The 19,010-nt window shown below is 62.4% G+C and carries 16 protein-coding genes; 9 read left to right on the forward strand and 7 right to left on the reverse strand.

All coding sequences use genetic code 11. The features are described from left to right. Positions 1-5: 5 nt before the first annotated feature. Complete coding sequence (locus tag QEN71_RS08120; protein ID WP_201658457.1) at positions 6-917, reverse strand: LysR family transcriptional regulator; 912 nt, start codon at positions 915-917, stop codon at positions 6-8. A 128-nt stretch (positions 918-1,045) separates the two neighbouring features. Here QEN71_RS08120 and QEN71_RS08125 point away from each other — a divergent pair, with 128 nt between their 5' ends. The 7 genes from QEN71_RS08125 to QEN71_RS08155 all read left to right on the forward strand — a co-directional run bounded on the left by QEN71_RS08125 (position 1,046) and on the right by QEN71_RS08155 (position 9,084). Then, positions 1,046-2,059, forward strand: coding sequence for an aldo/keto reductase (locus tag QEN71_RS08125; protein ID WP_201658455.1), 1,014 nt, complete (start codon positions 1,046-1,048; stop codon positions 2,057-2,059). Positions 2,060-2,654: 595 nt separating this feature from the next. Then, a complete protein-coding gene (locus QEN71_RS08130; RefSeq protein ID WP_290468220.1) occupies positions 2,655-3,794 on the forward strand; it encodes an IS481 family transposase in 1,140 nt (379 codons plus the stop codon). A 126-nt stretch (positions 3,795-3,920) separates the two neighbouring features. Continuing rightward, positions 3,921-4,073 (forward strand): hypothetical protein, encoded by a 153-nt coding sequence (locus QEN71_RS08135; protein WP_201659612.1) that lies wholly within the window; start codon positions 3,921-3,923, stop codon positions 4,071-4,073. A gap of 19 nt (positions 4,074-4,092) precedes the next feature. Further along, entirely contained in the window at positions 4,093-5,025 is a 933-nt protein-coding gene (locus QEN71_RS08140; RefSeq protein ID WP_201659609.1) for a 2-hydroxyacid dehydrogenase, read from the forward strand. A gap of 27 nt (positions 5,026-5,052) precedes the next feature. Next, complete coding sequence (locus QEN71_RS08145) at positions 5,053-5,532, forward strand: OsmC family protein (protein ID WP_201659606.1); 480 nt, start codon at positions 5,053-5,055, stop codon at positions 5,530-5,532. Positions 5,533-6,288: 756 nt separating this feature from the next. Next, positions 6,289-7,632: a sigma-54-dependent transcriptional regulator gene (locus QEN71_RS08150; protein WP_201659604.1), complete on the forward strand. Its 1,344-nt coding sequence runs from the start codon at positions 6,289-6,291 to the stop codon at positions 7,630-7,632. A gap of 252 nt (positions 7,633-7,884) precedes the next feature. Continuing rightward, on the forward strand, positions 7,885-9,084 hold the full coding sequence (locus tag QEN71_RS08155; RefSeq protein WP_201659601.1) for a metallophosphoesterase: 1,200 nt from the start codon (positions 7,885-7,887) through the stop codon (positions 9,082-9,084). Here the strand turns inward: QEN71_RS08155 and QEN71_RS08160 are convergent. The 5 genes from QEN71_RS08160 to betI all read right to left on the reverse strand — a co-directional run bounded on the left by QEN71_RS08160 (position 9,081) and on the right by betI (position 14,980). After that, positions 9,081-9,293: a hypothetical protein gene (locus tag QEN71_RS08160; RefSeq protein WP_201659598.1), complete on the reverse strand. Its 213-nt coding sequence runs from the start codon at positions 9,291-9,293 to the stop codon at positions 9,081-9,083. The two genes, QEN71_RS08155 and QEN71_RS08160, sit on opposite strands and share 4 nt — an antisense overlap. 252 nt (positions 9,294-9,545) lie before the next feature. Continuing rightward, positions 9,546-10,970, reverse strand: a complete 1,425-nt coding sequence (locus QEN71_RS08165; RefSeq protein ID WP_201659595.1) for an MFS transporter — start codon at positions 10,968-10,970, stop codon at positions 9,546-9,548. A gap of 176 nt (positions 10,971-11,146) precedes the next feature. Then, positions 11,147-12,865, reverse strand: a complete 1,719-nt coding sequence (gene betA, locus QEN71_RS08170; RefSeq protein ID WP_201659592.1) for a choline dehydrogenase — start codon at positions 12,863-12,865, stop codon at positions 11,147-11,149. An 11-nt stretch (positions 12,866-12,876) separates the two neighbouring features. Further along, entirely contained in the window at positions 12,877-14,346 is a 1,470-nt protein-coding gene (betB, locus tag QEN71_RS08175; RefSeq protein WP_201659589.1) for a betaine-aldehyde dehydrogenase, read from the reverse strand. 43 nt (positions 14,347-14,389) lie between these two features. Next, a complete protein-coding gene (betI, locus tag QEN71_RS08180) occupies positions 14,390-14,980 on the reverse strand; it encodes a transcriptional regulator BetI (RefSeq protein ID WP_201659586.1) in 591 nt (196 codons plus the stop codon). Between the two features lie 196 nt (positions 14,981-15,176). On the opposite strand from betI, the gene fdhA reads away from it, so the two are divergent. Further along, a complete protein-coding gene (gene fdhA, locus QEN71_RS08185) occupies positions 15,177-16,376 on the forward strand; it encodes a formaldehyde dehydrogenase, glutathione-independent (RefSeq protein ID WP_201659584.1) in 1,200 nt (399 codons plus the stop codon). A 145-nt stretch (positions 16,377-16,521) separates the two neighbouring features. Here the strand turns inward: fdhA and QEN71_RS08190 are convergent, their stop codons facing one another. After that, the gene (locus QEN71_RS08190) at positions 16,522-17,058 is read right to left on the reverse strand and encodes a hypothetical protein (protein ID WP_201659581.1); all 537 of its coding nucleotides are present in this window, start codon (positions 17,056-17,058) and stop codon (positions 16,522-16,524) included. Positions 17,059-17,304: 246 nt separating this feature from the next. On the opposite strand from QEN71_RS08190, the gene QEN71_RS08195 reads away from it, so the two are divergent. Continuing rightward, positions 17,305-18,993 (forward strand): AMP-binding protein, encoded by a 1,689-nt coding sequence (locus tag QEN71_RS08195; protein WP_201659578.1) that lies wholly within the window; start codon positions 17,305-17,307, stop codon positions 18,991-18,993. Positions 18,994-19,010 lie beyond the last annotated feature (17 nt).

The following is a 19,010-nucleotide window of genomic DNA, read 5'->3' on the forward strand; positions in this document are numbered from 1 at the left end:
CTGCGTCACACCGCATCGCGGCTGCGATTGTCGCGCAGCACGAAATCGACGAAAGCACGCAGCGGCGCGGGCATGTGCTCGCGGCTCGCGTAATACAGACGCGGCCCCGTGAACGACTGCCACCAGTCATGCAGGATGGGGACGAGCGTGCCGTCGTCGAGCGCGGGACGCAGGAACTCGTCGAACGAATAGACGATACCGAGTCCGTCGACGGCCGCGCGCCGCTGGATATCGATGATCGACGCGACGAGCGGCCCGTTCGGCACGATCCGCACGGTCTCATTGCCACGCGCGAATTCCCACACGGCCAGCACGCCGCTTTCGAAGCGATGGCCGATGCACGCGTGCCGCACCAGTTCGTCGGGATGACGCGGCTCGCCGTACTTTTGCAAATAGGCAGGCGACGCGGCGGCGACCATGCGCTGCATCGGCGGGCCGATGGGAACGGCGATCATGTCTCGCTCGAGCCGTTCGTCGTAGCGGATGCCCGCGTCGAAGCCTGCCGCGAGGATGTCGATGAAGGTGTCGTTCGACGCCACCTCGACGGTGATGCCGGGATGCCCGGCGAGAAAGCGCGACAGCAGCGCGGGCAGAACTTCGCGCGCGACGATCGACGGCACGTTCAGGCGCAGCGTGCCCGTGGGACTGTCGCGGAACACGTTGATCGCGTCGAGCGCGGTCGAGATTTCGCCGAACGCAGGCGCGAGCCGTTCGAACAGGCGCTGGCCGGCTTCCGTCGGCGTGACGCTGCGGGTCGTTCGGTTCAGCAGGCGCACGCCGAGTTGCTGTTCGAGACGCCGCACGGCCTCGCTCAGCGACGACGCGGACACGCCGCCCGTCGACGCCGCATTGCGAAAGCCGCGCGCGGCGCTGACGGCGACGAAGGCTTTCAGATCGGCCAGATCGGGTTCGACCATTGTTCGGAATTCCGCACAGGGTATTCGGATTGGGGTGGATTATCGCACGGTCGGTTTGCACGGATACTGCGTCTCAGGCGTCGTGCAGTGCTGTCGACGCATTCGACGAATCCACGGAGAGAACGAACATGAAGCAACTGCAACTTGGCAAGGCAGGCCCGGCAAGCTCGGCGATCGGCCTCGGCTGCATGGGCATGTCGGGTATGTATGGACCGTCCGACCGCGCCGAGAGCATCGCGACGATCCATGCGGCGCTGGAAGCGGGCATCACGTTGTTCGATACGGGCGATTTCTACGGTTCGGGCCACAACGAGATACTGCTCGGCGAGGCGTTGAAGAGCGCGCCAGCGTCGCGGCGCGACAATGCGCTCATCAGCGTGAAATTCGGCGCGATGCGCGATCCGGCGGGCGGCTGGACGGGGTACGACGCGCGCCCGGCGGCCGTGAAGAATTTCCTCGCGTATTCGCTGCAGCGGCTGGGCGTCGATCACATCGACATCTATCGACCTGCGCGGCTCGATCCGAACGTGCCCATCGAAGACACGGTCGGCGCGATCGCAGAGCTGGTGCAGGCGGGCTATGTGCGGCACGTCGGGCTGTCCGAAGTCGGTGCAACGACGATCCGCAAGGCCGCGTCCGTTACACCGATTTGCGATCTGCAGATCGAGTACTCGCTGATTTCGCGCGGTATCGAGGACGAGATTCTGCCGACATTGCGTGAACTGGGCATTGGCGTGACGGCGTATGGCGTGTTGTCGCGCGGGCTGATCAGCGGGCATTGGCAGAAAAATGCCGCGGGCAAGGGCGATTTTCGCGCGATGAGCCCGCGGTTTCAGGGGGAGAATGTTGAGCGCAATCTTGCGCTTGTTGACGCGTTGCGTGGGATCGCCGATGGCAAAGGTGTGTCTGTTGCGCAAATCGCTATTGCCTGGGTTGCTGCGCAGGGTGACGATGTTGTACCGCTTGTTGGTGCGCGGCGGCGTGACCGGTTGGGGGAAGCGCTCGGGGCGCTTGATGTCTCGCTTGATGTGGAGGAACTCGCTGCTATCGAGAAGGCTGTGCCAAAGGGCTCGGCGGCCGGTGAACGATATGCTGCTGCGCAGATGGCGCATCTTGATAGTGAGAAGGGTGCTTCGCACTGATGGTTTTTTTGTCTGCGACGCTAGTCGCCATTCTTTGGTTTTTTGGTTTTGGTTTCGCTGGCATCCGCGAATTCGTATCGGTTTGCTAGCGTTGCCCCTGTGCGGGGCGGCACCTACTTTTCTTTGCAGCGGCAAAGAAAAGTAGGCAAAAGAAAGCCGCTTCAAACCTCCGGTGCCTGCCAGAATCGCGCTTCGGCATGCCGCAGTTGATCTGTCGCGCAGCGACGCCAACACTCCGTAGAAAGCCCGCAGTCAGGCGCGCGCGGCGCGAAAGATGACATCCACTTGGGGCACGTTCGGTCAGCACGTTTTTTTGCATTTGCCCTCGGTTGATTGCGGCGTTATGTGCTCCAGACTGTGTGTGGGTTTTCGCGCTGTGCGCGGTTGACTGCGGGCTTTCTACGGAGTGCGGACGTCGCTGCGCGACGGCTCAACTGCGGCATGCTGAAGCGCTGTCCTTGCGGGCACCGGAGGTACAAAAGCGGCTTTCTTTTGCCTACTTTTCTTTGCCGCTGTGTACAGACTGGAGACATAGCTGACAGGTGTACAGGGACATGGTTGACACTTTCGGGTAATCAAACGCCCGGATTCAACCATGCCCTGGGAAGCAAAAAACACCATGAATCTCCGCGAAGAATTCGTCAGCCTGGCCGCCACACAGGCCCTGTCATTCAGCGAGCTATGCCGGCGCTACCGGATCAGCCGCCAGACCGGCTACAAGTGGCTGGACCGTCACAAGGCCGAAGGCCCCGGCGGGCTGGCCGACCGCTCCCGACGCCCGCACCACAGCCCCCTGCGCTCACCTGAACACATCGAAGCGCGGGTGCTGGAACTGCGTCGCGAACATGGCTGGGGCGGACGCAAGATCGAACGGCGCCTGAGGGATCTGGGTGAGACAGAGGTGCCCGCGCCCGCCACGATCACCGAAATCCTGCGGCGCCACGGGCTCATCGATGAACAGGCGTCGCAGCAGCGCCAGCACTGGCAGCGCTTCGAGCACGCGCATCCGAACCTGCTGTGGCAGATGGACTTCAAGGGCGACGTCCAGACGCTGAAGGATGGGCGCTGCATGCCGCTGACGGTCATCGACGATCACTCGCGCTACAACCTCGTGCTGAGCGCCTGCTCGCGTACGACCACACAGGTCGTGCAGGCCGAGCTTGAGCGCGCGTTCCGCTGCTACGGGCTGCCCGCGCGCATCAACACCGACAATGGGGCGCCGTGGGGCTCGCCCGGCGCGCCGGGGCAGCTCACCGAACTCGCGGTCTGGCTGATCCGGCTGGGCATCGAGGTGAGCTACAGCCGGCCGTATCACCCGCAGACCAATGGCAAGGACGAACGGTTTCACCGCACGCTGAAGGCCGAAGTGCTGGACCGGCAGACCTTCAGCACGCATGCGCACATGCAGCAGGCACTGGATCGCTGGCGGCACGTGTACAACGTCGAACGTCCGCACGAGGCACTGGGGATGGCCACGCCCATCACGCGCTACGCGTGCAGCCTGCGCGCGATGCCCGGGCGGCTGCCCGAGCCCGAATACGGCTGCGGCGATGAAGTGTTGCGGGTCAATGCCAGCGGCGAGGTGCGCCTGCGCGGCGAGAAACTCAAGCTATCGATCGCGCTCAAGGGGCTGCAGGTAGCAGCCCGCATGAGCGAGAAGGAAGACGGGGTGATCGAGATATGGTTTGCCCATCAGCGGGTCGCAAAACTTGACCTGAAGGCTCCCAAACCCTGACCATCAGGTGTCAACGATGTCCCCGTACAGGTGTCAACCATGTCTCCAGTCTGTACACCGCTGCAAAGAAAAGTAGGTGCTGCCCCGCACAGGGGCAACGCCTGAAGCACCGATACGAATTCGCGGATGCCAGCGCAGCAAAAAGCAAAAAGCAAAAAGCAAAAAGCAAAAAGCAAAAAGCAAAAAGCAAAAAGCAAAAAGCAAAAAGCAAAAAGCAAAAAGCAAAAAGCAAAAACCCACACTGCGCCGCAACAACTCTTGTTGCTACACTTCGCGTAGCGTTCAATCCCATACCGCCATGAAACCATCCCTGCTGGTACTGATCCCTCTCAGCGACGAAAGTCGCACCCACATCGCGGCATCGTTCGAAGTCAGCTACGCGCCAACGCACGAAGCACGCAAAGAAGCCATCGCAACGGAGGGCGCGCAGATCCGCGCTGTGTTGACTAACGGCACGACGGGCTTGACGGCGCCAGAGATCGACGCCATGCCCGCACTCGAATTCGTCAGCGCGCTCGGCGCAGGCTACGAAAACATTGCGACGGACCACGCGCGCGCACGCGGCATCGTGCTCGCGAACGGCGCAGGTACTAACGACGACTGCGTCGCCGATCACGCAATGGCCTTGCTGCTCGCAGTGGTCCGCGACGTGCCGCAACGCGATCGCGCAACACGCGAAGGCATCTGGCGCGACGCGCTTCCGATGCGTCCGTCCGTATCGGGCAAACGGCTCGGCGTGATCGGCCTCGGCAATATCGGGCGGAAGGTTGCGCGGCGCGCAGCGGGCTTCGATATCGAAGTCGCGTATCACAACCGCAAGCCGCGCGAGGGCGCCACGTGGCGCTATTTCGCCGACGTAAATGAACTCGCGCGCTGGAGCGACTATCTGGTCGTTGCAACGCCGGGTGGACCGTCGACGCATCATCTGATCAACCGCGATGTTCTCGAAGCGCTGGGCCCGAAGGGCTTTCTGGTGAACGTGTCGCGCGGCAGCGTCGTCGATACGGCGGCGCTCGCGCACGCGTTGAGCCACGGCGTCATTGCGGGCGCAGGGCTCGATGTGTACGAAGGCGAACCGCAGCCGCCGCAGGCGCTGCTGCCTCTGACCAATGTCGTGCTCACGCCGCATGTTGCGGGCACGTCGCCGGAATCGACCGGCGCTTCCGTCGATAACTTCATCACCAACGCCACGCGTCACTTCGCGGGCGAAGATGTGTTGACACCCATCTGATCGTTCACACAGAGGATCTTTGACGTCATGGCCAAACATACGGCGCTGATCGAATGGAGCAGTAACGGCAGCAAGTTCACCGACAACCGCTATAGCCGCGCGCATCAATGGACGTTCGACGGCGGCGCAATCGTACCTGCATCGAGTTCGCCTCACGTCGTGCGCGTGCCTTTCTCGGATCCCGCCGCTGTCGACCCGGAAGAAGCCTACGTTGCCGCGCTGTCGAGCTGCCACATGCTGTGGTTTCTTTCGATCGCGGCAGAGCAGGGCTACGTCGTCACGTCGTATCGCGATGAAGCCGAAGGCACGATGGCGAAGAACGACGCGGGCAAGGAAGTGGTCACGCGCGTCGTGTTGAAGCCCGCTGTTGCATTCGCGGGATCGAAAGCGCCCAGCAATGAAGCGCTCGCGCATCTGCATCACCTCGCACACGACTCCTGCTTTCTGGCCAATTCGGTGAAGACGGTGATCGATGTCGAAGGCAGCTGGAGTTTCAGCGAGCTTTGATCCGCGAATGGCGTGGCGCAAAAAAAGGCCGACCATCAAAGGTCGGCCACAAAAGATTCCGGTTTTTTCCGAGGGCCATGCTGCCGGAACCTGAGAGACTGTCATTGTCTCGCGGCGACACTGAAGGCTTGCTTAAGCGCACGACCCATAAAGAAACATTCGTTGCACGATAGCTAAACAATTATGTCTATGTAGTAAGGCTGACACGCTGCGTCGTTGTGTGTGAATTTGCGTTTTTTTCATCAGCATTTCTTAAGCTTTGCGCGCTATGATGTGCGCCCTCGTCTTCGGCAGTCACCGGTAAGCACTGCGCTAATCGAATCGACCGATTCAGATTTACCGGTTCCTTCTTTCCGTCACGCCCGCCGTGCAGTATTTTCCTCGTTGTATAGCCGGATAATGGGGAACAAGTTCTGAGCCGGGAACGCTACAAATTACCGCTGTGTTGTGTTCGCCACAGTGGATTTTTACGAATGTAAAGGATCGTTACTCGCGTAACCGTGATGCGTTATGCGGCATTCGCGCTATCTCCCTTCTGTCGCTTTATCGGCGCGGCTCACGTGCTCGCCGCCATCTTCCCGCCCGTAAATGCCGCAGCGCGAAGTTGCATGTAGACGTTTTCAAACGGTAACAACCGGCCGTATTGATGCATCTGCTATTCCGCTACTTTTTAGTCACCGATCGCTGACGTTAAAACGGGGGACGTGAGTGGTCGGTACTTATTCGATCATTCGAGGCGGGCTAACCGATCACACCATGAATCTAAATCTGAAACGGCTCTATCACGTCTGCAATCCCGAACGCGCATGTCTCGACGGAAATCTTCCGTCGCTGCAATGGCGTATCCGCAGCATCGACATTCGAGAACGACAAGGTGCCGCGTTGCTCGCGAACGATCGTGCCGCAGGTTTGATCGAATTTCCTTCTCTGAGCATTCCCGCCGACCTGAATGAAGTCGACGAACTCACGCGTTCGAGTGCAGCCATCAGCTGGGTCGCCGTCGTCACCAATGCGCATCTCGAGGACCCGGAAATCGGGCGCATCGTGCGCACGCGTTGCGTGAGTTATATCCGCCTGCCCGCAGCAGCGGAAACGATCGCGCAGGAACTCGATCGCGCCTATGAGATGTCGGCCGCTGATTCGACCGAGTACAAGAGCGGCAATACGGCCAATACGGGAGCGCTTGCGATGATCGGCGCGAGCGCTTCGATGGGCGAAGTGCGCGCGGCAATACGGACTGCATCCGAACACGAACGCGCGGTGACGATCGTCGGCGAATCGGGGAGTGGCAAGGCGCTGACAGCATCGTCGATTCATCTGGGTTCGGCGCGCAGAGAAGGGCCGTTCGTCTCGATCGATTGTGCAGCGTACGCGCCTGAGCGCGTGGAAGCGGAAATATTTGGCGTAGGGGAGACTAAAGTCGAAACGGGCAATCAGCGATCTCGCCTGAGCATGGCGGAGGGCGGCTCACTGTATATCGACGGCATCTGCGAACTGCCGCTTGCAGCACAAGAACGGCTCGCGGATCTGATCGATGACGGTGCGTGCAATGTGCGCATCATCTGCTCGACACATATCGACCTGCAGCGCGCTGCAGACGAAGCCCGTCTGCACGCGCGTCTTTTTTCGGCGCTGTCGTCCGCGACGATTGTCATTCCACCGCTGCGCGAACGCGGCCCGGACATCCGTCTGCTCGCGGCGCATCTGCTGAAGAGCTTCCGTTCCGATTCGCGGCATCAGGTGCAGGGTTTTTCGGTGTGCGCGTGGGAAGCGTTCGATACGCACACCTGGCCCGGCAACGTGCGCGAAATGATCAACCGTATCCGTCATGCTATCGTGGCCAGTAACGGGCCGCTGATCAGTGCGACGGATCTGGGTTTCGAACATATCTCCAGCATGCCGATGATGCGGGCGTCGGACGAAACCGACGACATTCCCGAATGGGACGCCGTCGAACTGGCCGTCGCACGAAATCAGGGCCGGCTCGACGCGGCGGCGACGGAATTGCATATCTCGAAGGTATTGCTGGCGCGCATGCTCGCGTCGAATGCCAGGCGGGCCGTGGCGACGCCCGGCGCGCTGCGGATGGACTCGGCATAAGCGGCTGACGAAGCGCCTGTTTGCGAGGCGAAATGAGCCTCGCAAACAGGCATCTCCAGCGCGCCTCACGAACGGTTACACAATCCTTTTTTGTGTAGCACCTTTTCCACTTTCTGCGCGCTATGCTTGGCCTCAACCATGCAGCGCACGCACTTCGAACCGTACCTGCCCCGATTTTTTATCTGTTTTATTTGAATTTTTTCGCGGATTTTTTTTCTTCCGTTCAATGCCGTTATTTGTATGTTCTGAACCATGAGAGAGCCCTATCGCGCCGTTCACCGCTATCCGCGTAACGACTCGGGACGCGACTTCGTCGTGGGAGATATACACGGCTGCTTCGCGCAACTGCGCGCGGAGCTCGAAGCGCGCAACTTCGATCCGCAACGCGACCGGCTGTTCGCAGTCGGCGATCTCGTCGATCGCGGGCCGCAGTCGGAGCATCTGCTCGAAGCCGTCGAGCGATATGGCATCAGGTCGGTGAAGGGCAATCACGAAGATGTGATCGTGCGTTGGCATGCCGGCGAAGAACAGGCGTTTTCGCTGTTGGGTAATGGCGGAAACTGGCTACTCGATCGCGCGGAAGAACGCGAATGGGTCAACGAGATTGCCGCGTATATGGCCTCGCTGCCGTATCTGATCGAGATCGAAACCGAACACGGACTCGTCGGTATCGTGCACGCCGATTCGCCTGTTTCCGACTGGAACCGGCTGGTCGGCGAAATCGAACGGGAAAAGGCGGACGGCAAGACGCGCCGCAAGGCGATCTGGTCGCGCACGCGCTGGAAAACTTATCAGCCGCATCCGTCGCCGTCGCGTAACACGTTGCGCAGTCTGCTGGACAAGGCGAAGCACAGCGTGCGTGCGCAGTCGCATGCGCCGGGCCGGATCGACAACGTGACGGCCGTGATCGTCGGCCATACGCCCGTGGCGGGCGTCACCGCGAAAGACAACGTGATCAACATCGACACGGGCGCGGTCTACGGCGGCAAGCTCACGATCGTCGATCTCGCGGATCTGCCTAAATGGGTCGATGTGTCGGCAGGTCAATCCGTCGATGCCGCCGGGCAAGCCCGGCGCGAGCCTGTGATGGAAACGAGTGCCGCGCGCATCGGCGAGCCCGTATTCGCCGACACCATGGTCAGAGCCGAAGTGCCCGAACTGGCGGAAAGTCTGGTGGACACGGACATGCCCGTGATGACAGAGCACGCCGCGACTGCAAGCGAAGCGGTCGTCGAGCGTCCTGCGACGACAGAGGTCCCGCACAGCGCGCCGCGTCCCGCATCTGAAGCGAAAGTCGCTGAAGCAAAACCCGTCGAGGCAAAACCCGCGCTGCAACCGTCATCGTTCACTGCAAACACCATGCACATCACGGTACGCATGAGCATGTTCAACATCGTGAGCGAGCGGCAGCAGGGTGCTGCCAATACCGCAGCGCGTTCGCGTCGACGCTAACGGTTCAGTCGGCGTGCATCCATCCCAAGACGTTTCAGCAGATCGCGTCCACGCGCGCTGATCTGCAATGCGGCAACGCCGCCGCGAAGCTCGTGCACTTCGACGAGTTCATAGCGCCGCAACGCCAATACATCGGGGTCGAGCGATTCGATACGGCGCTCATGGCTATTCAACAGCATGAGCGTCGCGAGTTCGTGAGGGCTCAACATTCGGACACCTCCGTAGACAAGTGAGCGATCAGTGCTCACATGCTAGTCGGATGGCACGACAGTTTGACTACGGACGTGTTTCATCACGTTACGTCGTTACAGGTCTGACGGTAGCGAAAGGCGGCGGTTTGCGCCGTGTGCGCAACGCATGCGTGTTTCGACGCCGTCACGGCGCGATGAGGATGCTGTAACAGGCTTACGCGAGGGAAAGCCCGTTACAGCCAGTGGAAAGGATGTGTGCGCCTGCGTGTATCAACGCGCGTCGTCGGCGGTGACGCGCCACTCTGACGCATCGTCATCGACATGCGACACGAGCGTTTCGAGCGACAGCCCCTTCGTTTCGATGCCGAGCACCCACACGGCGAGCGCCGCCACGCCGAACGACAGCGCGCCGAGCGTGAACACGCCGCCTTGTCCGAAGATGGGCAACACCACGCCGACCGCGTACGGGCCGATCAGCGAACCGACGCGGCCGATCGCCGATGCAAAGCCCGAGCCCGTGGCCCGCGCGCCCGTGCCGTAGAGTTCAGGCGTGTACGTGTAGAGCACGGCCCACATGCCGAACAGGAAGAACTGCATCGCGAGACCTGTGCAGATCAGCAGCGTAATGCTGTCGGCGTGCAATGCGGTTTGCCCGTACGCATAGGCCATCACGCCGCCGCCCAACAGCGACGCGATACACGTCGGCTTGCGTCCCCAACGTTCGACAAGCCACGCAGCGCACAAAAATCCGGGCACGCCGCCCAACGAAATGAGCACCGTGTACAGCACCGATTTCGTCACGGCGAAGCCCGCCTGCTGCATCAATGCGCCGAGCCACGACGTGAGCCCGTAGAAGCCCAGCAGCGCGAAGAACCACAGCGCCCAGACCATGACGGTGCGCCGGCGATACGCGGCGCTCCAGATTTCGCGGAATGCGCCGTGTTTCGATGGTTCGGCAGAATCCGCGAGCATCGACGGCGCGGGCAGCGAACGCAGTCCTTTCGATTTCATCACCTTCGCTTCGATCGAACCCAGCACGGCATCGGCTTGTGCGAGACGTCCGCGATGTTCGAGCCAGCGCGGCGATTCGGGCACGATGCGCCGCACGATCAGCACGAACACGGCAGGAATGGCGAGCAGCGCGAACACGGTGCGCCAGCCGAAATGCGGCAGCACGAAGAACGACACACAGCCCGCCGTGATGAAACCCAGCGGCCAGAAGCCGTCCATCAGCGCGACGAGACGGCCGCGCGAAGCCGTCGGCACGAATTCCGACAGCAGCGTCTGCGCGATGGGGAACTCCATGCCCATGCCGATACCGAGCAGCACGCGATACACGATCAGCGCATCGACGCTCTGCGCCGTCGAGCACAGATACGACGCTGCGCCCCACAAAACCATGCTCCACTGAAACACCGGACGACGCCCGAAGCGATCGGCGAACAGGCCCGCAACGGCGGCGCCGAGCACCATGCCGAAGAAGCTCGCGCTCGCGACGAGGCCAGCCGTTGCGCTCGACAGTCCGAACTCCGTCTTGATCGAACCGAGCACGAAGGTCATCGTGCCGAGATCGACGGAGTCGAAGAAGAACGCAATCGCGATGATGATGAAGATGGTGCGGTGATAGCCCGAAAACGGCAGACGTTCGAGCCGCGCGGCAGCGCTGGCTCGTTTGGCGGAAGCGGTGGTCGGCATGGCATCCCCGGTGGAGGGTGGAAGAAGCCGGCTGCATCAGCGAAGCCGGTTCGTTCCAGTAGATGCCGCCATTAATCCGTCATATAGAACAGATTCGGCATTGGGATGGTATGTGTGCGTCATCGCGGGTTCTGCTGCCCGTTGTTGCGCGTTGTTGCGATGACGCACGCGCCCGCTCAATGCGTATGCGCAGGCATGCTCTGTGCCGGTGCGCGCGCAACCTGCTTTGCGCCGCGCGCGGGTGCGCCGTTCGCCACGTAGTAGGGCGCTGTCGAGCGCGCGAGCGGCGTGCGTCCGCGAATGCGATCGGCGATTTTCTCGGCGAGCATGATCGTCGGCGCGTTCAGGTTGCCTGTGGTGATGCGTGGCATGATCGATGCATCGACCACGCGCAGTCCTTCGAGACCATGCACGCGTCCTTCGCCATCGACGACGGCCATGTCGTCATAACCCATCGCACACGAGCACGACGGATGGTAGGCCGTCTCCGCGCGCGCACGCACGAACGCGTCGATCTGCGCATCGGTCTGCAACGCGTGGCCGGGGCTCAGCTCGCGACCACGGAAACGGTCGAGCGCAGGTTGAGCGATGATCTCGCGCGTGATGCGGATCGCGTCACGGAACTCGCGCCAGTCGAGCGCTTCCGCCATGTAGTTGAAGAGGATCGACGGATGCTCGCGCGGATCGCGTGAACGCAGCTTCACGCGGCCACGGCTCGGCGAGCGCATCGAACCGACGTGCGCCTGGAAGCCGTGCATCTTGATCGCGTTCGTGCCGTTGTAGTTGATCGCGACGGGCAGGAAGTGATACTGGATGTTCGGCCACGGGTCGTCGTCGCGCGTGCGGATAAAGCCGCCCGCTTCGAAATGATTGCTCGCGCCGATGCCCGTGCCCTTCAGCATCCATTCGATACCGATGGCGGGCTGATTGCGCAGCTGCAGGGCAGGGTACAGCGACACGGGTTCCTTGCACTCGTACTGCATGTACATTTCGAGGTGATCCTGCAGATTCTGTCCGACGCCGGGCAGATCGAGCACGACGGGAATGTCGAGTTCGCGCAGCCACGCACCAGGCCCGACGCCCGAGCGTTGCAGAATCTGCGGCGACGCGATGGCGCCGCTGCACAGCAGCACTTCGCGTCGCGCGTGCGCCGTGATCTGCGCCTGTCCATCCAGATACACGACGCCTTGCGCGCGCTTGCCGCTGAACAGAATGCGGTCGGTCATGGCGTGCGTGACGATCGTGAGATTGGAACGGGGCTTCGCCTGATCCAGATAGCCGCGCGCGGTGCTCGCGCGGCGGCCGTTCGCCGTCACCGTGCGGTCCATCGGTCCGAAGCCTTCCTGCTGATAGCCGTTGAGGTCGTCGGTGCGCGGATAGCCCGCCTGCACGCCCGCTTCGATCATCGCTTCGAAGAGAGGATTCACGCCCGGCTTGCTCGTCGTCACATGCACGGGGCCGTCGCCGCCGTGATAGTCGTTCGCGCCGACGTCGCGCGTTTCGGCCTTGCGGAAATACGGCAGACAATCCAGATAAGCCCAGTTTTCAAGGCCTTTTCGTTCGGCCCAGCCGTCGTAGTCGAGCGCGTTGCCGCGGATGTAGCACATGCCGTTGATCAGCGACGAACCGCCGAGGCCCTTGCCGCGTCCGCATTCCATGCGCCGGTTGTCCATGAACGGCTCAGGGTCCGTTTCATAGGCCCAGTTATAGCGACGTCCCTGCAACGGATAGGCGAGCGCAGCAGGCATCTGCGTGCGAAAGTCGAAGCGGTAGTCGGGGCCGCCCGCTTCGAGCAGCAGCACGGTCACGTCGCGGTCTTCCGTCAGACGCGTCGCGAGCACATTGCCCGCCGATCCCGCGCCGATGATGATGTAGTCGTACTCTTTGGCTGCCATGCTGCGCTCCCTCAAAACACGGGCTGATAGGGGCCCAGTTCGACCTGGACGGACTTGATGCGCGTGTAGTGCTCGAGTGTCGTGATGCCGTTTTCGCGGCCCACGCCCGACTGCTTGTAGCCGCCAACGGGCATTTCGGCGGGCGATTCGCCCCACGTGTTGATCCAGCAGATGCCCGCTTCGAGCCGGTGAATCGCGCGATGCGCGCGCGACAGGTTCTCCGTCACGACGCCCGCTGCGAGCCCGTAGATCGTGTCGTTCGCGCGCGCGATCGCTTCGTCCTCGTCGGCGAAAGTCAGAATGCTCATCACCGGGCCGAAGATTTCTTCGCGCACGATCTTCATGTCGTCGCGGCAGTCGGCGAATACGGTGGGCTGCACGTACTGACCTTTGCTGAATTCGCCATCGACGATGCGTGCGCCGCCCGCCACGAGCCGCGCGCCTTCGCGCTTGCCGCTGTCGATGTAGCCGAGCACCTTGTCGAGTTGCGCCGCGCTCGCGAGCGGCCCGAAATTGGTCGACGGATCGGACGGCTTGCCGACGCGAATCCGCTTCACGCGCTCGATCACGCGCGCTTCGAAAGCCTGCTGCACCGACTGATGCACGAACACGCGCGTGCCGTTCGTGCACACCTGTCCCGCGCTGAAGAAGTTGGCCGTCACGGCGATATCGGCGGCGCGGTCGAGATCGGCGTCGTCGAACACGATCAGTGGCGACTTGCCGCCGAGTTCCATCGTCACTTCCTTCAGCGACGAACCGCCCGCCATCGACATCACCTTCTTGCCCGTCTCCACGCCGCCCGTGAACGAAATCTTCGCGATACCCGGATGCGCGCTCAGCATCGCGCCGACGCGTCCGTCGCCTTGCACGACGTTGAATACGCCGGCTGGCACGCCGGCTTCCAGATAGATTTCCGCGAGCTTCGAGGCCGACAGCGGCGTGACTTCGCTCGGCTTGAAGATCATCGCGTTGCCGGCTGCGAGCGCGGGCGCCGACTTCCAGCACGCGATCTGGATCGGATAGTTCCATGCGCCGATGCCCGCCGTCACGCCCAGCGGCTCGCGCCGCGTATAAACGAACGATTCGGGGCGCAGCGGGATCTGCTGGCCTTCGATCGCTGTCGCAAGTCCCGCGTAGTACTCGATCACGTCGGCGCCTGTGACGATATCGACTGCACGCGTTTCGGCAATCGGCTTGCCCGTGTCGCGCATTTCGAGTTCGGCGAGTTCGTCGTTGCGCGCGCGCAGCAATTCGACGGCGCGGCGCAGAATGCGCGAGCGCTGCATCGCCGTCATCGCGGCCCACGCGCGCTGGCCTTCGCGCGCCGAATGCACCGCGCGTTCGATGTCGGCTTCGCTGGCTTGCTGGACCGTGGCGAGCAGTTCGCCTGTAGCGGGATCGAAGGTGTCGAAGGTGGCACCGCTCGTGGCGTCGACGTATTCGCCGCCGATGTAGAGACGTTGCAGGCCGTATGCGGGCATCTGTTTTCTCCTTGAAATGCAGTGGTTTTCGCAGCGCGCGGTGTTACGCGGCGCTTTGTGCGAGCAGCAGGTCGATATAGTCGTTCGCGAGGCGCAGCGCCGCTTTTGTATCGAACGGATCGCCGGACAGCGCGCCGCGCAGCCACAAGCCGTCGATCATCGCGGCAAGGCCGCTCGCGGCGCGACGCGCCGACGCGCGCGGCAGTTCCTTCGCGAATTCGGCGCACAGGTTCGAATAGAGCCGCCGCGTATTCACATGCTGCAAACGGCGCAGCGCGGGCTCGTGCATGCTTTCGGACCAGAACGCGAGCCACGTCTTCATGACGGGGCCGCTCACCTGCGACACGTCGAAATTCGCCGCGACGATTGCACGCAAACGCGCGCGCGGCTGTGATTTCGCTGCGATGCGGCGGCGCGTCGTGGCGGCCCACAGGTCGCGCAGGATATGGCGCATCGTCGCTTCGAGCAGACCGTCCTTGTCGCCGAAATAGTGGCTGACGATGCCCGTCGAAATGTTCGCGCGCTGCGCGACGGACGCGAGCGTCGTGCCCGACAGACCGGACTGGTCGATTGTGAGCAAGGTGGCGTCGATCAGTTGCGCGCGACGCACTTCGCGCATTCCGACTTTGGGCATGGAGACTCGCAGCGCTTCCGAAAGTCGTCACTCTAGTTGTTTTTTATTGAACGTTCAATCAACAAAAACCGTCCGAACCGGTGATGTCGGTTTCAGGAAAGCGCGTGTCGTGTTTTGAACATTGGGCCACAGGGCAAAGGGACTAACCTCGACTCAGCGCCTTTTTGCGCATTCAGACGAACATGGAGACGAGACGATGAGCAGCAATCGCGGTGTCGTGTATCTGGGGCAGGGCAAGGTCGAAGTGCAGTCGATCGATTATCCGAAGATGGTCGATCCGCGCGGACGCGCCATCGGTCACGGCGTGATTCTGAAAGTGGTGTCGACGAATATCTGCGGCTCGGACCAGCATATGGTGCGCGGTCGCACGACCGCGGAAATCGGCCTTGTTTTAGGGCACGAAATCACGGGCGAAGTGGTCGAAGTGGGCCGCGACGTGGAGACGCTGAGAATCGGCGATCTGGTTTCCGTGCCGTTCAATGTGGCTTGCGGCCGCTGCCAGACTTGCAAGGAACAGCATACGGGCGTGTGCCTGAACGTGAACCCGTCGCGCGCGGGCGGCGCTTACGGTTACGTCGATATGGGCGGCTGGATCGGCGGGCAGGCCGAATACGTGCTGGTGCCGTATGCCGACTTCAATCTGCTGAAGTTTCCCGACCGCGACCGCGCGATGGAAAAAATCCGCGATCTAACCTGTCTCTCGGACATCCTCCCGACGGGCTATCACGGCGCAGTAATGGCGGGCGTCAAGCCGGGTTCGACGGTGTATATCGCGGGCGCAGGCCCTGTCGGCATGGCGGCGGCTGCGTCGGCGCGCATTCTGGGCGCGGCGTGCACGATCGTCGGCGACATGAACGAAGAGCGGCTCGCGCATGCGCGAGCGGTCGGCTTCGAGACGGTTAATCTGTCGAAGGATGCGACGCTCGGCGAGCAGATCGCGCAGATTCTCGGCAAGCCGGAAGTGGATTGCGCCGTCGATTGCGTCGGCTTCGAGGCCCACGGCCACGGCAGCAGCGGCGCGCGCGAAGAAGCGCCCGCCACGGTGCTCAATTCGCTGATGGACATCACGAAGCCCGCGGGCGCGATCGGCATTCCGGGCCTCTACGTGACGGACGATCCGGGCGCCGCCGATGCCGCCGCGAAGAAGGGCAGCCTGTCGATCCGCTTCGGCCTCGGCTGGGCGAAGTCGCACTCGTTCCACACGGGCCAGACGCCCGTGATGAAGTACAACCGCAATCTGATGCAGGCGATTCTGTGGGACCGTCTGCCTATCGCGGATATCGTGAACGTGACGGTTATTTCGCTGGATAACGCGCCCGATGGCTATCGCCAGTTCGATGGCGGTGCACCGCGCAAGTTCGTCCTCGATCCGCATGGTTTGCTGAAGGCTGCGTGATGCAAACCGGCTGGTTTGCAAGACGCGGGTAGCAGGTCGAAGTCTCCTCTGTCCTCAAGCTGGACGATGCTGCGTTTCCTTTGACGAGGAACGCAGCATTTTTTTCGTCCGTGCCGAGAACGTTGCCGATGCCCTTGCCATCGCGTCAAAAGTCGTGCCGAATCGAAAAGGTGGCGCCGCGTTCGTGCGAATGATTCAGATTGATGACGGGACTGGCCGAGAAGCTCCAGTCGTCGCTGGTCACGGACGATGCACCGGCCGCCGGATCGGCGCTCAGCGGATATGCGGGCAAACCCTGATCGCCCTGCGTGCCGCCGGGCCCCGACAATTGCGCGCCGCCCGTTACCTGTCCGTATGGGAAGCGCCCGTAATCCGGCGTGGCGCCGTAGCGTTCGCGCCGCCCGTAACCCGGCTGATCGATGCGCAACGGCATGTTCAGCGCATACGGGCGCACATGGTGGCGCGGCGCATAGGTGGTCGATGGAACGGGTGGATAGGAATAGAACAGGGCGGCTGGCAGGCGGCTGTCGGCGCGCGCGTGGACGTGTTCGCGGACATGCCGTTTGACGGGTTCCTTCGCGGACAGCGGCGCGCAGACCAGACCAAACGAGACGCCCGCCAACCATAGATACGAATGGCGGCGCAGCGCAGACATGACCTGATGTGCAGCGGAGACAATCACGTTTCCGGTCACCTTGGTTCGGCGGAATCTCACCTACATTGTAGTGCCCTCAGCCTTCACTTCCGGGCGGTTGCACACGCTGACGCATACACGATGCCAGCCCCCCAGAAACGGGTGGGCGAAATGCATCCGATAACTGCGTATGGTTGCATACGCAGTCATGCCGGGAGATAGCCGGCCGGGACGCATGCATTGCGGATGGCTAAAAAAACGTCCTGAAGGACGAACAGGAAGTGGAGACAAGTCATGAGCGGCAAATACTCGAGCACGCTGGTACACAGGTTTCTGCACTGGGAGCGCGTGCAGCCGGATGCGATCTACCTGACCGAGTCGACGCCCGAAGGGCGCATCGCCGATTACACCTGGCGGGAAGCCGGCGACGAGGCGCGGCGCATGGCCGCGTGGCTGCGTACCCAGGCGCTGCCGCCGAAGAGCGCGATCGCCATCATGGGCAAGAACAGCGCGCACTGGATCATCGCCGATCTTGCGATCTGGCTCGCGGGACACGTGTCGGTGCCGCTCTATCCGGGCGCGAGCGCGGCGACGACGCGTTACGTCCTCGAACATTGCGACGTGCGTCTGACTTTCGTCGGCAAGCTGGATGCCGCAGCCGAGGGCTGGAATGCGGTACGCGACGCGATGCAATCGCATGCACCGCTGGTCGCGCTGCCGATGTCGCCGCCCTTGCCCGAAGCGACGCAGTGGCGGGATATCGTCGAGCAGCACGCACCATTGCAGGATGTGCACCTGCCGCAGCCGGACGAACTCGCCACGATCATCTATACGTCGGGCAGTGCGGGTGAGCCGAAAGGCGTGATGCACAGCTTCGGCGCGATCTACGCGTATGCCGTCGAAAGCGGTGCGTTCTGCGACTTCGGCACGAGCGACCGCGTGCTGTCCTATTTGCCGCTCGCACATACGGCGGAGCGTTCGTTCGTCGAGTCCAACTCGCTGTGCCACGGCTTCCGCGTGTTTTTCAACGACAGTCTTGCCACGTTCTCGCAGGACTTGCAGCGCGCCCGTCCGACGGCGTTCATTTCGATGCCGCGTCTGTGGACGCGCTTCTATCAGGCCGTGATGGGGCAGCTGTCTGTCAGCCAGCAGGCGTTGGTGCACGAGACGTCGCCCGCGGGCGACGCGCTGCGCAAGCACATTCTCGCGATGCTCGGGCTCGACGCCGCGCGGCTCGCGTTCACGGGTTCGGCGCCTCTGCCGACGGAGATCACGGCCTGGTATCGTGCGCTCGGGCTGGAGTTGCTCGATGTGTACGGTATGACGGAGAACTTCTCCTACTCCCATTACAGCCGCCCCGGCCAGGTGCGTCCCGGTTACTCCGGGCAAGCGATGCCGGGCGTCGAATGCCGGATCGACGACACCGGCGAGATTCTCCTCAAGTCGCCGACGATGATGCTCGGCTACTATCGTCAACCCGATCTGACTGCGCAAAGCAGGACCGAGGACGGCTTTTTCCGTACCGGCGATTGCGGCGAACTGGACGAAGCGGGCCGATTGAAGATCACCGGGCGCGTCAAGGAAATCTTCAAGACGAGCAAGGGCAAGTACGTCGCTCCGACGCCGATCGAGAATCTCCTGAGTCATCCGAAGGTGGAATCGGTGTGCGTGACGGGCGCGGGCTACCCGCAGCCGTTTGCGCTATTGCTGATATCGGCTGCCGCACGCGAAGAGCTGTTCGATACGCGCAGCCGCGAAGCGCTGCAGATGGAGATGGCGGCGCTGCTCGAAACCGCCAACGCAAAGCTGGAGAAGCACGAGAAGCTGGCGTTCGTGGTGGTCGTCAAGGAATCGTGGACCGCCGAGAACGGTTGTCTCACGCCGACGATGAAAATGCGCCGCCGGGTAATCGAGGAGCGTTACATGCCGCTCGCGACGAAGTGGGCCGAACGCGGCGAACCGGTGATTTTCGAAGACGCGTAACAGTGAGCGCGGCGAAT

The sequence above is a fragment of the Paraburkholderia sabiae genome (assembly GCF_030412785.1).
Classification (GTDB): domain Bacteria; phylum Pseudomonadota; class Gammaproteobacteria; order Burkholderiales; family Burkholderiaceae; genus Paraburkholderia; species Paraburkholderia sabiae.

What these genes read in the sequence shown, in the direction of transcription:
- QEN71_RS08120 (WP_201658457.1), bottom strand. Translation starts at nt 917, where the DNA reads ATGGTCGAACCCGATCTGGCCGATCTGAAAGCCTTCGTCGCCGTCAGC.
- QEN71_RS08125 (WP_201658455.1), top strand. Translation starts at nt 1,046, where the DNA reads ATGAAGCAACTGCAACTTGGCAAGGCAGGCCCGGCAAGCTCGGCGATC.
- QEN71_RS08130 (WP_290468220.1), top strand. Translation starts at nt 2,655, where the DNA reads ATGCCCTGGGAAGCAAAAAACACCATGAATCTCCGCGAAGAATTCGTC.
- QEN71_RS08135 (WP_201659612.1), top strand. Translation starts at nt 3,921, where the DNA reads ATGCCAGCGCAGCAAAAAGCAAAAAGCAAAAAGCAAAAAGCAAAAAGC.
- QEN71_RS08140 (WP_201659609.1), top strand. Translation starts at nt 4,093, where the DNA reads ATGAAACCATCCCTGCTGGTACTGATCCCTCTCAGCGACGAAAGTCGC.
- QEN71_RS08145 (WP_201659606.1), top strand. Translation starts at nt 5,053, where the DNA reads ATGGCCAAACATACGGCGCTGATCGAATGGAGCAGTAACGGCAGCAAG.
- QEN71_RS08150 (WP_201659604.1), top strand. Translation starts at nt 6,289, where the DNA reads ATGAATCTAAATCTGAAACGGCTCTATCACGTCTGCAATCCCGAACGC.
- QEN71_RS08155 (WP_201659601.1), top strand. Translation starts at nt 7,885, where the DNA reads ATGAGAGAGCCCTATCGCGCCGTTCACCGCTATCCGCGTAACGACTCG.
- QEN71_RS08160 (WP_201659598.1), bottom strand. Translation starts at nt 9,293, where the DNA reads ATGTTGAGCCCTCACGAACTCGCGACGCTCATGCTGTTGAATAGCCAT.
- QEN71_RS08165 (WP_201659595.1), bottom strand. Translation starts at nt 10,970, where the DNA reads ATGCCGACCACCGCTTCCGCCAAACGAGCCAGCGCTGCCGCGCGGCTC.
- betA (WP_201659592.1), bottom strand. Translation starts at nt 12,865, where the DNA reads ATGGCAGCCAAAGAGTACGACTACATCATCATCGGCGCGGGATCGGCG.
- betB (WP_201659589.1), bottom strand. Translation starts at nt 14,346, where the DNA reads ATGCCCGCATACGGCCTGCAACGTCTCTACATCGGCGGCGAATACGTC.
- betI (WP_201659586.1), bottom strand. Translation starts at nt 14,980, where the DNA reads ATGCCCAAAGTCGGAATGCGCGAAGTGCGTCGCGCGCAACTGATCGAC.
- fdhA (WP_201659584.1), top strand. Translation starts at nt 15,177, where the DNA reads ATGAGCAGCAATCGCGGTGTCGTGTATCTGGGGCAGGGCAAGGTCGAA.
- QEN71_RS08195 (WP_201659578.1), top strand. Translation starts at nt 17,305, where the DNA reads ATGAGCGGCAAATACTCGAGCACGCTGGTACACAGGTTTCTGCACTGG.